Annotated in this window: 15 protein-coding genes; 14 read left to right on the plus strand and 1 reads right to left on the minus strand. The window is 42.9% G+C overall.

Annotated features, from left to right (window positions below; all coding sequences use genetic code 11):
- The first annotated feature begins 84 nt into the window (after nucleotides 1-84).
- Genes KE627_RS11130 through KE627_RS11145 form a run of 4 tightly spaced genes read left to right on the plus strand, consistent with a single transcriptional unit; the run spans nucleotide 85 to nucleotide 4209 of the window.
- A complete protein-coding gene (locus KE627_RS11130; protein ID WP_056938588.1) occupies nucleotides 85-1236 on the plus strand; it encodes a CDP-glycerol glycerophosphotransferase family protein in 1152 nt (383 codons plus the stop codon).
- Nucleotides 1237-1249: 13 nt separating this feature from the next.
- Nucleotides 1250-2059: an ABC transporter permease gene (locus KE627_RS11135; protein ID WP_013727821.1), complete on the plus strand. Its 810-nt coding sequence runs from the start codon at nucleotides 1250-1252 to the stop codon at nucleotides 2057-2059.
- Between the two features lie 16 nt (nucleotides 2060-2075).
- Complete coding sequence (locus tag KE627_RS11140; RefSeq protein WP_082602297.1) at nucleotides 2076-3296, plus strand: CDP-glycerol glycerophosphotransferase family protein; 1221 nt, start codon at nucleotides 2076-2078, stop codon at nucleotides 3294-3296.
- Complete coding sequence (locus KE627_RS11145) at nucleotides 3289-4209, plus strand: deoxyribonuclease IV (protein ID WP_013727823.1); 921 nt, start codon at nucleotides 3289-3291, stop codon at nucleotides 4207-4209. The genes KE627_RS11140 and KE627_RS11145 overlap by 8 nt, the downstream gene beginning before the upstream one ends.
- Before the next feature lie 10 nt (nucleotides 4210-4219).
- Here the strand turns inward: KE627_RS11145 and KE627_RS11150 are convergent, their stop codons facing one another.
- Nucleotides 4220-5041, minus strand: a complete 822-nt coding sequence (locus tag KE627_RS11150; protein WP_013727824.1) for a pyruvate, water dikinase regulatory protein — start codon at nucleotides 5039-5041, stop codon at nucleotides 4220-4222.
- Between the two features lie 177 nt (nucleotides 5042-5218).
- Here KE627_RS11150 and rpsU point away from each other — a divergent pair, with 177 nt between their 5' ends.
- The 10 genes from rpsU (at nucleotide 5219) to dnaG (ending at nucleotide 14846) form a co-directional block, all read left to right on the plus strand.
- Complete coding sequence (rpsU, locus tag KE627_RS11155) at nucleotides 5219-5410, plus strand: 30S ribosomal protein S21 (protein WP_003553874.1); 192 nt, start codon at nucleotides 5219-5221, stop codon at nucleotides 5408-5410.
- Nucleotides 5411-5503: 93 nt separating this feature from the next.
- A complete protein-coding gene (locus tag KE627_RS11160) occupies nucleotides 5504-5953 on the plus strand; it encodes a GatB/YqeY domain-containing protein (protein WP_013727825.1) in 450 nt (149 codons plus the stop codon).
- A 72-nt stretch (nucleotides 5954-6025) separates the two neighbouring features.
- Entirely contained in the window at nucleotides 6026-6991 is a 966-nt protein-coding gene (locus tag KE627_RS11165; RefSeq protein ID WP_013727826.1) for a PhoH family protein, read from the plus strand.
- Nucleotides 6992-7019: 28 nt separating this feature from the next.
- On the plus strand, nucleotides 7020-7505 hold the full coding sequence (gene ybeY / locus KE627_RS11170; RefSeq protein WP_014939918.1) for an rRNA maturation RNase YbeY: 486 nt from the start codon (nucleotides 7020-7022) through the stop codon (nucleotides 7503-7505).
- Nucleotides 7489-7890 (plus strand): diacylglycerol kinase family protein, encoded by a 402-nt coding sequence (locus tag KE627_RS11175; protein WP_041805898.1) that lies wholly within the window; start codon nucleotides 7489-7491, stop codon nucleotides 7888-7890. Before ybeY ends, KE627_RS11175 begins: the two co-directional genes overlap by 17 nt.
- Before the next feature lie 12 nt (nucleotides 7891-7902).
- On the plus strand, nucleotides 7903-8805 hold the full coding sequence (gene era, locus KE627_RS11180; protein WP_056938589.1) for a GTPase Era: 903 nt from the start codon (nucleotides 7903-7905) through the stop codon (nucleotides 8803-8805).
- Between the two features lie 12 nt (nucleotides 8806-8817).
- Nucleotides 8818-9579 carry a DNA repair protein RecO gene (gene recO / locus KE627_RS11185; RefSeq protein ID WP_013727830.1) on the plus strand — a complete coding sequence of 254 codons (762 nt, stop codon included), beginning with the start codon at nucleotides 8818-8820 and terminating at the stop codon, nucleotides 9577-9579.
- A 297-nt stretch (nucleotides 9580-9876) separates the two neighbouring features.
- Nucleotides 9877-10803 carry a glycine--tRNA ligase subunit alpha gene (gene glyQ, locus KE627_RS11190; RefSeq protein ID WP_013727831.1) on the plus strand — a complete coding sequence of 309 codons (927 nt, stop codon included), beginning with the start codon at nucleotides 9877-9879 and terminating at the stop codon, nucleotides 10801-10803.
- Nucleotides 10803-12884, plus strand: coding sequence for a glycine--tRNA ligase subunit beta (gene glyS / locus KE627_RS11195; RefSeq protein ID WP_056938590.1), 2082 nt, complete (start codon nucleotides 10803-10805; stop codon nucleotides 12882-12884). The genes glyQ and glyS overlap by 1 nt, the downstream gene beginning before the upstream one ends.
- Before the next feature lie 135 nt (nucleotides 12885-13019).
- Complete coding sequence (gene dnaG / locus KE627_RS11200; RefSeq protein WP_013727833.1) at nucleotides 13020-14846, plus strand: DNA primase; 1827 nt, start codon at nucleotides 13020-13022, stop codon at nucleotides 14844-14846.
- The last annotated feature ends 3 nt before the right edge of the window (nucleotides 14847-14849 follow it).

The raw sequence follows: 14849 nt of genomic DNA on the forward strand, positions 1-14849 counted from the left end.
TTCCTAAGAAACAAGTTCTCCAAGTGGATTATGTTATAATATTTTTTGTGTGTGATCACAAAATATTGAAATACGGTGAAAATTTTGAAAGTTGTTTACTTATGGTTAATCAAATTATTCTCAGTCCTGAATATTTGGCGGCCAAAGAACAAAGTTGTTTATGTGATGAGCTTTGATGATAATGTTGACTTCATTAAGCAATTGGCACAACGACTGCCTCAGAAGTACGTTTTATATGTTCTTTATCGAGCCAATACCGAAGCGGCTGCGACGGATTTAGCAGCCTTTGGTATTAAAACGCGGCCGTTTCGCGATGGCATTAAATTCGTGATGGACGATGTTTCGCTTTTGATGTCAGCAAAGCTGATTATTTGCGATAACTACTACGCTTTTTTGGGTGGCCTGGTTAAGCTGCCATTCGTCAAAATTGTCCAGATATGGCATGCTGACGGGGCGATTAAGAAGTTTGGCTGGGAAGATCCGACCACCGACAAACGCAGCCGTTCTGATAAGCGCCGTTTTCAGAAAGTTTATGATCACTTTGATGAATACATTGTCGCATCAAAAGCAATGGGACAGGTGTTTGTGCACAGTTATCACGAAAATTTTGACAAGATGCAGTTACTGGGATACCCCAGATCCGACCAGTATCTCAGTCAAGATTGGCAGCACAAGGCCCGTGAGCGAATTTATCGATCAGCTCCTGAACTGAAAAATCACCGGGTCATTTTGTATGCCCCAACTTATCGGGAGCATCAGGACTTTAAGCTGCCCAAGGGACTGGGCAGTGCTTTGGCAGCAGATCCAACTGCCTTGGTGGTTGTCAAACTGCACCCTGTTTTGCGGGATAAAGAAGTGCCGATGCGCCGTATTGGTAATCCCAAGATTAAGTTTTATCACGAATTGGAGACCAGTGATTTATTAGCTGTGGCTGACACACTGGTCACTGATTATTCGTCGGTGGCATTTGATTTTAGTTTATTGCCAAATGCCAAATCGATCATCTTTTTCATGTTTGATCTTGATCGATACCGAAGCGATCCAGGAATTCAGGATGATTTTCTCAACTGGCTACCGGTAGAGCCGGTTTATAAGGTCGAGCAGCTCAGAAACGAAATCCTGGCAGCGACAAGCGTTAACTTCGACAAATTTAACGCCCATTGGAACACCTATAACGACGGTCAGGCGACTGACAGAGTCATTGCGCGTTATGTCAAATTCTTAGGGTCTAATTAAGGAGTGCCTCAAATTGAAAGAAGTCAGTACTTTAATTAAAGAACAATTTCAAAATATCGGCATTATCTTCCGAATCTCAAAGTATGAAGATAAAGCCGAGTATCAAAGCCATTATCTGGGCCTAATTTGGGAATACTTATATCCATTGATTCAAATTGGTATTTATTGGCTGGTTTTCGGTATCGGCCTGAAACACGGTAATTCCACCCATGGTGTCGATTATCTGGTTTGGATGGTTATCGGAATTACACCTTGGTTCTTTATGAACCGGGCCAGCCTGGATGCTTCCAAGAGTATCTACCAACGGGTTGGTATGGTTTCTAAAATGAAATTTCCCGTCAGTATTTTGCCAACCATTAAGATTGTCAGCAACTTAAGTGCCTTTTGGACCATGCTGGTCTTTTCAATTGTGATTGGCTTCTTATATGGGGTGACGCCGTCAATTTACTGGATTCAGTGGATTTATTACTTCATTTGTATGATTGCCTGGCTGATTGCTTTTGGTATTTTTAATTCAACAATTTCCGTCCTGGTTCGCGATTATCGGATCTTGTTGCAGTCACTCATGCGGATGCTGTTTTATATGTCGGGCGTTCTCTTCAATTTCCAGACGGATGCCTTTCCAGCACCGTTTGTTCATATTCTGCAGTTAAATCCATTCTTCTACGTCGTTTCCGGTTTCCGTGACGGGATGCTGGGCAGTGCCTGGTTCTGGCAGAAACCAACTTTGACGATTGTCTTTTGGGGCATGATTCTCTTCTTCTTATTGGTTGGTTCTCATCTGCATTACAAATTCCGTTCTCGATTTGTTGATTTAATCTAGTTTTGAGGGTGAGCTTTTGAAACGTTCAATGATCAATCTTATTAAACTCATAGCCCGCATTGTACTCATCGTGATGAACGATGGGTTTATTTGTATGCCCGTCAAAAAGGGGACGGTGTTATTTGAAAGTTTTAACGGCAAAGATGTCAGTGACAATCCATTTGCTATCTACAATCAATTAATCCAAGATGACCCGGCTGCCCGAAAGCGGTGCTATTTCAGTGTCAAACCCAGTGAGTACGGCAGGCTGGTTAAACAGTATCCAAATATTCAATTTGTCAAACGGTTCACGCCGGGATGGGTGAAATACATTGCCAAGGCTGATTATTGGGTGATGAATTCGCGGATGCCAAAGTGGTGGCGCAAAAATAAGCGAACCACTTTCATTCAAACCTGGCATGGAACACCGTTAAAGAAGCTTGGAATCGATATTGAAAACGTTGAGATTCCTGGCAGCCAGACAGCTGAATATCATCAGGAATTTATTGATGAGGCTGCCCGGTGGGATTATTTAATTGCGCCAAATCAATATTCACACGATATTTTTAAATCCGCTTTTGGCTATTCAGGCCAATTCTTAGATATTGGCTATCCCAGAAACGATATTTTATATACTGAAAATAACGCTGATGACATTCGAAAAATCAAGCAAACCCTATTTGGCTATCAGCCTAAACAGGTGATGATGTACGCACCCACCTGGCGGGATGACGATTTTTCCGAGAAAGGGAAATACCAATTCACGCTGCCGTTTGATCTGGCACAATTTTTCGAAAATGTCGATCCCCAAACGCTTCTGGTCATTCGGCCACACTACTTGGTTAAAGACAATATTGATATTAGCGGGTTTGAAGACCGGGTCAAAATACTCGCTGATGTCGACATTAACCAACTATACTTAATAACCGATCTACTCATTACTGATTATTCATCAGTGATGTTTGATTTTGCCAACCTCAAGCGGCCAATCCTGTTTTATCCTTATGATCTGGCTCATTATCGTGATCAGCTGCGGGGCTTTTACTTTCAGTACGATCAAGCTAATCTGCCGGGACCAATGGTTGAAAATCAAACTGACTTTTATCAAAAGTTAAGTGAATACCGTCAAACTGGTGCTTTTACTGATTTCAGTGACAATTTGACCCGGTTTAACCAAAAATTCTGTGCCTGGGAAGATGGTCAGGCTTCCCAAAAAGTCAGTCAATTAATTTTACAAGGGGGATATACAAATGAGTGAAACACCATTTTTAATCGGTTCTCATGTCAGTATGAACGGCAAGGACATGTTCCTCGGGTCTGCCAAAGAGGCGGCTTCCTACGGTGAAACCGTCTTTATGGTTTATACCGGAGCGCCGCAAAATACGGTTCGTAAACCCATTGAGAAGTTGAATGCCGATGCCGGCAAGCAGTATATGTCCGATCATGGCCTCCAAGCGGTTGTGGTCCATGCGCCTTATATCATCAACCTGGGGAACACTTTCAAACCGGAAAATTTCAGTTTTGGTGTTGATTTTTTGCGGCAGGAAATTCAACGTGCACAAGCCATTGGGGCTAAAGAAATTGTGCTTCATCCCGGCGCTCACGTTGGTGCCGGTCCGCAAAAAGCGATCGATCAAATTGCCAAGGGCTTAAATGAAGTGATTGAGAAGGACCAGCACGTCCAAATTGCTTTGGAAACCATGGCTGGCAAAGGCACCGAAGTTGGGACGTCATTTGAGCAGTTGGCTGAAATTATCGATAAGGTCAGTGACAACGACAAACTCTCCGTGACCTTCGACACCTGTCATACCAGCGATGCCGGTTATGATATTAAAAATGACTTTGATGGGGTCTTGAATCAATTTGACCACATCATCGGCCTTGACCGGCTCAAAGTTATTCACCTGAACGATTCCAAAAATCCGCAGGGCAGCCATAAAGACCGCCATCAAATTCTTGGGTTGGGAACAATTGGTTTTGATACCTTGAACTACATTGCCCATCACGCACAATTAAAAAGCGTTCCCAAAATTATGGAAACGCCAATTTTGAAGGATCCTGACAATAAAAACGTTAAGTGGAATCCTCATGGTTATGAAGTTGCAATGCTGAAAAAACAGCAGTTTAATCCCAATATTATTGAAGATATGAAAGCTGGAAGACCTTACTAGTCAGGCCAAATCAATCTTCGAATTCAGTGGTATTTAAATTGAGGCTTTCCAAGATAATGGTGGCCGTTTCCTCAATGGACTTGTTGGCCACGTTGATTGTTAAACAGCCAATTTGACGATATAATTTTTTCGCGTACGCCAATTCAGTTTTGATATGGGCCGGATCCGAGTAGGGTGTATCAGCGTCCAAGCCGTAAGAAATCATCCGTTGTTTACGGATTTTGCTCAGTTTCTCAGGGGTGTTCAGCAGGCCAAACATTTTATCTTTATCGATGTCGTTGACTTCTTCAGGGAGTTGCAGGTCCGGCCCGATTGGCAGATTGGCAACCCGTTGATTTTGGTTGGCCAAATAAAGCGACAGCGGCGTCTTTGACGTCCTGGAAACCCCAAGCAACACAATGTCAGCTTCCAGCAGTCCCTTGGGATTTTTGCCGTCGTCATTTTCTACAGCAAATTCAATCGCAGAGATCCGTTCAAAGTAATTTTGATTTAAATCATGAATCAACCCAGGGACGTGAGCCGGTTGTTGGCCAGTAACCTGACTGAGCATTGCCATTGGCGTTTGGACGCAGTCAAAGTCATAAATGCCATTTTGACGGCAGAAATCTTGAACCATCTGGCTGAGCTCCGTACTTACCAGCGTGTGAAAAATCATCGCCTGTTTGTTGAGAGCAATTTTTAAGATGCCTTTGAGAATTGAGTCGGTTTGAATAAACGGGAACCGGCGAATTTCGGCTTTCACATCTGGAAATTGTGACAAAGCCGTCTGGGCAATTGTCTGGGCGGTGGCGCCGCTTGAATCCGATATAATAAAAATGTTTTGAGTTTTCATGATAAATAACTCCTAAAATTATATTTGTTAAGTAAATATTAACATGACACATCAATTTTATCTTAAATCATTGACGATGTATTGATTAATATGTATAATTTACTTCGAACCGTTTTAGAAGGCACTTAAAGTGTTGATTAAACAGTTACATTTAAGCTCGGAGGGAGGGAATTTCATATGGCAAAGACAGTCGTTCGTAAAAACGAGTCTCTTGATGATGCTCTTCGACGCTTCAAACGTACAGTTTCTAAAAGCGGTACATTACAGGAATATCGTAAACGAGAGTTTTATGAAAAACCAAGTGTTAAGCGTAAATTAAAGTCTGAAGCAGCACGTAAGCGTAACAACAAGAAGAAACGTCGTTTTTAATAAATGATGACTAAAGGTCGGAGCTAATGTTTATTAGTCTCTGATCTTTTTTAATGTTAAAATTTAAGTATTAAGCGAAAAGAGGTTACTTTGATGAGTGTATATGATAAATTGCTTTCTGACATGAAGGACGCCATGAAGGCTCGTGATAAGGTCCGCTTGGGTGTCATTCGGGGCATTAAGGCTCAGGTGATGAATGCCAAAGTTGCCGATGGCAATCATGATTTAACTGAAGATCAAATTAACGATATCATTATGAAAGAAATTAAGCAGCAAAAGGAATCCTTGGAAGAATTCCAAAAAGCTGACCGAAAAGATTTGGCAGAAGAACAGGAAGCCAAACTAAAGATTGCCGAGGAATATGCACCAGAACAGCTTTCCGAAGCTGAAGTTGAAAAAATCGTTCAAGAAACTATTTCACAGGTTGGTGCTGAATCAATGGCCGACTTTGGTAAAGTGATGGGTGCCATCATGCCAAAGGTTAAAGGTCAAGCTGACGGCAGTGTTATCAACAAATTGGTTAAGCAGCAGCTGCAAAGCTAGTATACTTTAGATAACCACAACTTTGTGGTAATATCTGAACCAATATGACTAATAAAAAAGGAGCTCACTTACTTGGCTGATACTCAACAAGTTACAAGAGAGTTTATTGTATCCGACCCCAACGAATTATTACAAATTGTCGGGACTCAAGACGAGTTCATTACAATTATCGAAGAGGGAATGGATGTCTCCATCAATGTCTTTGGTAATTCACTTCGAGTGACTGGTCAGGATGAACCCGTTAGCATTACCTTACACATTTTGGAGAATATTCTCTCTTTAATTCAAAAGGGAATTAATATTAACAGCAGCGACTTCATCAGTGCGATGAATATGGCTCAAAACGGCACGCTGGAGTACTTTAAAGATTTATACAATGAAGTGCTCATCAAAGACGCAAAGGGCAAGGCGGTCCGCGTTAAGACCTTTGGTCAGCGGCAGTATATTCAGGCAATCAAGCATCATGATGTCGCTTTTGGCATTGGCCCAGCCGGTACCGGGAAAACTTACTTGGCTGTCGTCATGGCGATCGCGGCTTTGAAGAAGGGCACCGTTGACAAAATTGTCCTTACCCGACCAGCGGTTGAAGCTGGTGAAAGTTTGGGCTTTTTGCCTGGTGACCTGAAAGAAAAGGTTGATCCTTATCTGCGACCAATTTACGATGCCCTGCACGCCATTTTGGGTGCCGAGCACACTGAACGATTGATGGACCGGGGGACGATTGAAATCGCGCCGCTGGCTTACATGCGTGGTCGGACTTTGGACAATGCCTTTGTGATCTTGGATGAGGCCCAAAACACCACCAACATGCAGATGAAGATGTTCTTAACCCGATTGGGATTTGGCTCGAAGATGATCGTTAACGGTGATATTTCACAAATTGATTTGCCAAAGCATTCGACCAGCGGATTGATTACCGCTCAAAAGATCTTGAAGGATATTGATCAAATTGAATTTGTAACCTTCACGGCTAAGGATGTCGTCCGTCACCCAGTTGTTGCTAAAATCATTACCGCTTACGAAAAAAGTGGCAATTAATCTCGAATAGACTTGAGGAACTAAATTAATGGATTTAGAAATTTACGATAAAACTGAAAAAGGGGTTTCGGAAAAGGATCAAAAATTGATTCGGGATGTTTTGGAATTTGCCGGATCTTACATTCATTTGGCCGACAATACCGAAATGTCCGTGACCCTGGTCAATAATGATGAAATTCACCAAATCAACAAGAAGTATCGGGGCGTCGATCGGGCAACCGACGTCATTAGTTTCGCCATTGAAGATGACGATGATGACGATGATTTCCCCATTGTGATGGATGAAGAATTGAAAGAGTCAATTCCTGAAAATATTGGTGACATCTTCGTTTCCGTTGATAAAGTTGCCGAACAGGCCGATTATCTTGGCCACTCGTTTGAACGGGAATTGGGTTTCCTGTGCGTTCATGGGTTCTTACACCTGAACGGTTACGATCATATGAAGAAAGCTGATGCGGATGTCATGTTTCCGCTTCAAAAAGAGATTTTAAATGCTTATGGACTCAAAAGATAACCGCAAGCCACAATTGGATAAGAATAAGTCGTTTCTTCAATCAGTCGGCCACGCTCTTGAAGGCATTAAACGACTGCTGTTGGAAGAGCGAAATTTTCGGATTGACTTGGTTGTGGCAATCATTGTATTAACTTTCGCCATTGTCATGAAGATTAGCATCAACGAGTGGCTCTGGCTGTTCGCGGCTTTTTTCTCAGTGATTGGGTCGGAAGTCTTAAACACCGTTGTTGAAAACGTCGTTGACCTCATTGTTGGTCACCACTTTGACGCTTTGGCCAAAAGAGCGAAAGATGTTGCTGCTGGTGGTGTGTTACTATCAGCGCTGTTTGCTGTGATCATCGGGATGTTGATCTTTGTCCCGAGATTCATTGCATTATTAAATTAAGAGGAGTAAGAAATGGATAATCCAGATTTTCATTCAGGCTTTATTGCCATTGTTGGTCGGCCAAACGTTGGTAAATCAACTTTTTTAAACCGGGTCATTGGTCAAAAGATTGCGATTATGAGCGACAAGCCGCAAACCACCAGAAACAAGATTCAAGGGGTTTACACGACGAAAGAAGCTCAAATTGTCTTTATTGACACCCCCGGTATTCATAAACCACAGAACAAACTTGGTGATTTCATGATGGAATCAGCTTTGTCTGCTTTAAAAGAGGTTGATGCGGTGTTGTTTATGGTCAACGCCACTGAACATCGCGGTGCAGGGGATAATTTCATTATCGACCAGCTGAAAAACGTTGATAAGCCAATTTATCTACTGATCAACAAGATTGACGAAATTTCTCCCGATGACATTATGCCGATCATCGAGCAACACAAGAACGCCTTGGAATTCAAGGATGTTTATCCAATCTCGGCGCTTCAGGGCAATAATGTGCCCGAATTGATCGACACCTTAATTAAAGAATTGCCCAACGGACCTCAATATTATCCAGCTGATGAGGTAACCGATCATCCCGAACGATTTGTGATTTCAGAATTGATCCGAGAAAAAGTGCTTGAATTAACCCGCCAGGAAATTCCTCATTCAACTGCGGTCGTGATTGAAAGTATCAAGACAGAAGACAGTCTTTTGAGAATTCGGGCCACAATTATTGTGGAACGTGATGGCCAAAAGGGAATTGTCATTGGTAAAGGCGGCTCGATGTTAAAGAAAATTGGGACACTTGCCAGAAAAGACATCGAAAATATGATGGGCAACAAAGTCTTTCTCGAACTGTGGGTCAAAGTTGAACCTCACTGGCGCGATAAGGCCAACCTGCTCAATTCTTACGGTTACCGCAAAGATAATTATTAGAGGTGAATCAGTTTGTCAAAAGGTCAGCGAACGGATTTTAATGGCATTTTGCTTTATACAAAAGCCTATCGGGAACATGACCTGCTGATAAAATTTCTCACCAGAGAATTCGGCAAAAAAATGTTCCTGGTTAGAGGCGCCAAACGCCCACGGTTCAAGATGCGTTCAGCAATTTTGCCGTTTACCTACGGGCTATATGGCGGCGATATTAAAGAATCAGGATTGTCGTATATTCTCAACGATAAACAGTTAGTGCACTTCCAAAACATTAGTGAAGATATCACTAAGAATGCCTATGCCACTTATATCATGTCATTGATTGATATGGCTTATCCGGATGGTGAGCCGATTGCCACTTGGTATGACAAGCTGTTGACCGGCCTGCAACTGATTGACCAAGGCTTTGATGAACAGATCATCACGAATATCTTTGAGGTCCAGCTGCTGAATGCTTACGGCGTTGCACCAAATTGGGTGGATTGCACGATCTGTCACCGAACGGATCTGCCTTTTGATTATTCTGAGGCCTACGGTGGGCTGTTGTGTCAGAATCATTGGAACAAGGATCCATACCGGATGCACTTGGATGCCCGCACAATTTACTATCTTCGGCTGTTTTCGGTAGTTGACTTATCCAAACTAACCCATATCAAGGTTAACGATCGGACCAAAAAAGCTTTGCGGGAAGTTCTCGACCAGATTTATTCAAGAAGTGTCGGTGTCGTTCCAAAAAGTAAACACTTTATTGATCAGTTGGGAAAATTCAAATTATAACTGATAACGGCGTTGACAATATTTTGATTGTCAACTATGATTATTTTTGAAATAAATAATTCAATGATGACAAAAGAAATGACAGGATGGACCCTTGTAGCGAAATCAGGATAGTGGGAGCTGATTATCGTCGGTACTGTCAATGGCGCTTTTCGAGTTGAACAATTAAGTGCTGGTAGTAATACCAGAAGTAGGGTGGAACCGCGATTTCATCGTCCCTATGTTGAGTGGCTTAGTCTATAAGTCGTTGAACATAGGGACTTTTTTTATGCGTTTGAATAATTAGGAGGAAAATTTATGACTGAAAAATTATCAGTTCAAGAGATTATCCTGCGGCTGCAGCAATATTGGTCAGCCCAGGGATGTATGTTAATGCAAGCTTACGATACCGAAAAGGGTGCTGGAACCATGAGCCCCTATACTTTCTTACGGGCAATCGGTCCGGAACCGTGGAATGCCGCTTACGTGGAACCTTCTCGTCGTCCGGCTGACGGTCGTTATGGTGAGAACCCCAACCGTTTGTATCAACATCATCAATTCCAAGTGATTATGAAGCCTTCTCCGGAAAACATCCAAGAGTTATATCTGAACAGTTTAAAAGAATTGGGAATCAATCCCTTGGAGCATGATATTCGGTTTGTTGAAGACAACTGGGAAAACCCATCTATGGGCTGTGCCGGTGTTGGTTGGGAAGTTTGGCTGGACGGAATGGAAATCACTCAGTTCACCTACTTCCAAATCGTTGGTGGCCTGGAAATGGATCCGGTCGCTTCAGAAATTACTTACGGATTGGAACGCCTTTCTTCATACGTTCAAGACGTTAATTCGGTCTTTGATTTGAACTGGTCTGACGATGTTAAATACGGTGATATTTTCAAAGAGCCTGAATATGAGCATTCCAAATACAGTTTTGAAGTTTCCAACCAAGAGATGTTGTTGACCCTGTTTAATGATTATGAACGTGAGGCCAAACGCCTGTTGGACCAAGATTTGGTTCACCCGGCCTATGATTACATCCTCAAGTGCAGCCATACTTTTAATCTGTTGGATGCCAGAGGGGCTGTTTCAGTGACTGAACGAGCCGGCTATCTGTCCAGAATTCGCAACTTAGCCCGTTCGGTTGCCAAAGAGTTTGTGGAAGCACGCAAACGACTCGGCTTCCCACTCATTAAAGACGAAAAGAAACGCCAAGCACTATTAAAAGACGACAAGGAGGAGAAATAATGGCTAATAATTTCTTATTAGAAATCGGATTGGAAGAAATTCCGGCGCACGTGGTCACCCCAAGCATCAAGCAACTAAAGAAGCGTGCCAGTGATTTCTTGAAGGATCAACGGATTTCATTTGCTGAGATTAAAACGTTCAGTACTCCCCGTCGTTTGGCACTTTACATTACTGATTTAGCTGACAAACAGCCTGATATTGACAAATCTGTTAAGGGTCCGGCCAAAAAAATTGCCCAGGATAGTGACGGTAATTGGACCAAAGCGGCGATTGGCTTCTCACGCGGGCAGGGTGCAACTCCTGATGACATCACCTTTAAGGATGTTAAGGGCGTTGAGTACGTCTTCGTTGAAAAACACATTGCCGGTAAATCACTTAAAGAAATTTTGCCGGGGATGAAGGATGTCATTACCGCCATGACTTTCCCAACCATGATGAAATGGGGGACGTATTCGTTTGAATATGTCCGCCCAATCAAATGGCTGGTGGCCTTGTTGAACGATAAGGTGATTCCCTTCAAGATTTTGGATGTCGACACGGATCGGATGACATCTGGTCACCGTTTCATAGGCAAGGATATTGAACTTGCCAATGCCGACGAATACGAAGAAAAACTGACTGAACAGTATGTCGTCGCCGACGCCGTCAAACGCAAGGAATTAATTACCAAGCAGATTAACAAGATTGCTGCCGACAACAATTGGCAGATCAACCTGGATCCCGATTTATTGGAAGAAGTCAATAACTTGGTTGAATGGCCAACCGCGTTCTTTGGCAACTTTGATGAAAAATACCTTGCCATCCCTGATGAAGTCCTAATCACTTCCATGAAGGATCATCAACGCTTCTTCTACGTGACCGATCAAGACGGCAAACTTTTGCCGCACTTCATCTCAGTTCGTAACGGTAATGATTATGATATTCAAAATGTGGTTGCCGGAAACGAAAAAGTCTTGACTGCCAGACTCGATGATGCAATGTTCTTCTACCAAGAAGATCAAAAGAAATCGATTGCCGATTACGTTGAGCGGCTGAAGAAAGTCAGCTTCCACGATAAGATTTCAACAATGTATGAGAAGATGCAACGAGTCCAAGTGATTTCAAAACACCTTGGGAATCTCGCCGGCCTATCCGAGCAGGAGCTCAAGGACCTTGAGCGGGCCGCTTCGATTTACAAATTTGATTTGGTTACCGGAATGGTTGGTGAATTTGCAGAACTCCAAGGGGTCATGGGCGACAAATATGCCTTGTTAAAGGGTGAAGATCAAGCTGTTGCCACCGCGATTTCTGAACATTACATGCCAATTTCGGCAAATGGTGAGCTGCCAAAGACCAACGTCGGTTCAATTTTGGCAATTGCTGACAAACTGGACAGTATTTTGACGTTCTTTGCTGCCGGGATGATCCCAAGTGGCTCAAACGATCCGTATGCACTCCGTCGCCAAGCAACCGGAGTGGTTCGAATTGTGGCTGATAAGCAGTTAAACTTTGATTTGGACCAGACTTTGAATCTGTTAATTGATCGAGAAGATCAAGCGTCAGTTGCACCAAAACTGGATATGAAAGCCCAAGTTCCTGCCGTCAGTGACTTTGTCAAAGATCGGATCAAACAGTACTTGGACGACTTGGGAGTTCGTTACGACATTGCCGATGCGGTGACCTCTGGTTCCCACACCAATATCCTGTTCAACATTGCCAGTGCCAAAACACTGCAGGATCATAAAGACGACCCCGACTTCAAGGACATTATCGAATCGCTGACCCGAGTTCAGCGGATTGCCAAGAAGGGCGCCTTCAAGGCTGATGATTTAACGGTTGATCCGGCATTGTTTGAAAATGATTCCGAGAAGGCTTTGAATCAGGCTGTAGCAGCTGCTGCCAAGGATTACACTCACCAAAGCGCCGAAGAAGACTTTGGTCGTTTAGCTCAGCTCAAAGATAAAATTAATGACTATTTCGATGCCACCATGGTCATGGCCAAAGATGAAAAGCTGAAGAACAATCACTTGCGCCAACTCACAATGATTGCCAACATGATTATGTATCTCGGTGATCTCGATAAATTAGTTGTCAAAGGTTAATTTTGAGGGCTAATATTTGTACTAATTAATGTTTTATGATAATATTTAAATACGTATCGCCAGTAAAACAAGTCGCACTTTTGGGTGCGGCTTTTTACAGGTATTGATTCAGTTTTGAAGATGGGAGGCGAAGTAATGGCGAAGATCCCAGAAGATGTGATTGAAGAAATCAGGTCACAGGTTAACATTGTTGACGTTGTCTCCCAGTTTGTTCAATTGAAACAGTCCGGAAAGAATTTATTTGGCCTTTGTCCGTTTCATGAAGAGCGGACCCCATCTTTTTCCGTCTCGGAAGATAAACAGATTTTTCATTGTTTTAGCTGTGGCAGGGGCGGTAACGTCTTTAAGTTCATTATGGAGCTGCAGAATGTTTCCTTTCCTGAGGCAGTTAAAAAGGTCGCTGAGATGGAAAATATTTCTGTTGATGAGAAGTATTTCCGTGAAAGCGGCAGTTCCCAATCAAGTCCCGAAAACACACAACAAAAAGCATTAATTGATCTGCACGAGCAAAGCGTCAAGCTGTATCACCATATTTTGACCAATACCAAGATGGGCCAGCCAGCGCTCGATTATCTGCATAAACGTGGATTGACCGACCAGACGATTACCACTTATCAGTTGGGATATGCCCCGGCACAGCGGTTGCTGAAGCCATTTTTCGACGAGCGCAAAGTTGATTTTCAACTGCTGCGAAAATCTGGTCTGTTTTCTGAAGACCAGGATGGCAATTTGCGAGACCGTTTCGTCGACCGGGTGATGTATCCGATTCGAAACGGTTCCGGTCAAACGATTGCTTTTTCTGGGCGATTGTTAACCACTGATTCCGACATGCCGAAGTACCTGAACAGTCCTGAGACTGACATTTTCAACAAACGAAAAGTGTTATTCAACCTAGATTTGGCCAGGTCAAATATTCGCACCGGTGAGCCGGCAATTTTATTTGAAGGATTCATGGATGTTATTACTGCCTTTCAAGCAGGGATCAAGTCCGGAATCGCGTCGATGGGAACCAGTTTAACCGAGCAGCAGATCTATGACATCAAACGGATTACGCGCGAAGTCGTGATTTCCTATGATGGCGATACGCCTGGCCAAAAGGCGATCAAACGCGCCATTGATTCATTCAATGAACAGAAGAGCAATTTGGTGATGAAAATCATCTCGATACCTGATGGAATGGATCCTGATGAGTTCATTCGCAAAAAAGGTGCCGACGATTTTAAACAGTTGATTGACCATGCTCAGGCTCCAGTTGAGTTTGAATTGAATTATCTCAAAAAACAATACAATTTGGATTCTGAGATTGACCAAACTAATTACATTGCTGAAGCTTTAAAGCTGATTAGCCGAGTGGATTCCGGCATTTCACGGGATCTTTACCTTAACCGGTTGGCGGATGAATTTTCAGTGGCCAAGCAACTGCTGCAACAGCAGTTAGCACCATTGATCAGACAACCCGCCCCGGCGGCTGAACCGCATCAATACCACAAGCAGGTTCAGGTCGTTAAACAGCAAAAGCATTTCTCGTTAGTTGAGAAAGCCGAAATGCAGCTGATGAACCGCATGCTGCACTACCATGATATTTGGTTAAAGGTAAGTAATGTTTCGGGGTTCGCATTTGTTGATGAACAGTACCAAATGTTGTACCTTTTAGCCGAGGGGTATTTTACCAAATTCGATGATTATAATGTTGCCACGTTCAGCAACCTGATTTCGGAAGACTCACTGCAAAGTCTATTAGTTGATATTGACATGCTCGAGCTTCCAGATAATCCGACCAATGCTGAAATCGATAGCTACTTAAACATTTTAATGCATCGAGCCCCGGTAGAGGAAAAGTTAAAGAAAAAGCGGGCAGAACTCAAGCAAGCCGTTAAGATTGGTGATGTTGACAAGCAACGTGCGTTAACGATTGAGATTGTTAAGCTTGAACAACAGAAGAGAATGAAGCAACAAGTATAACTT

The sequence above is a fragment of the Lentilactobacillus buchneri genome (assembly GCF_018314255.1).
GTDB lineage: Bacteria > Bacillota > Bacilli > Lactobacillales > Lactobacillaceae > Lentilactobacillus > Lentilactobacillus buchneri.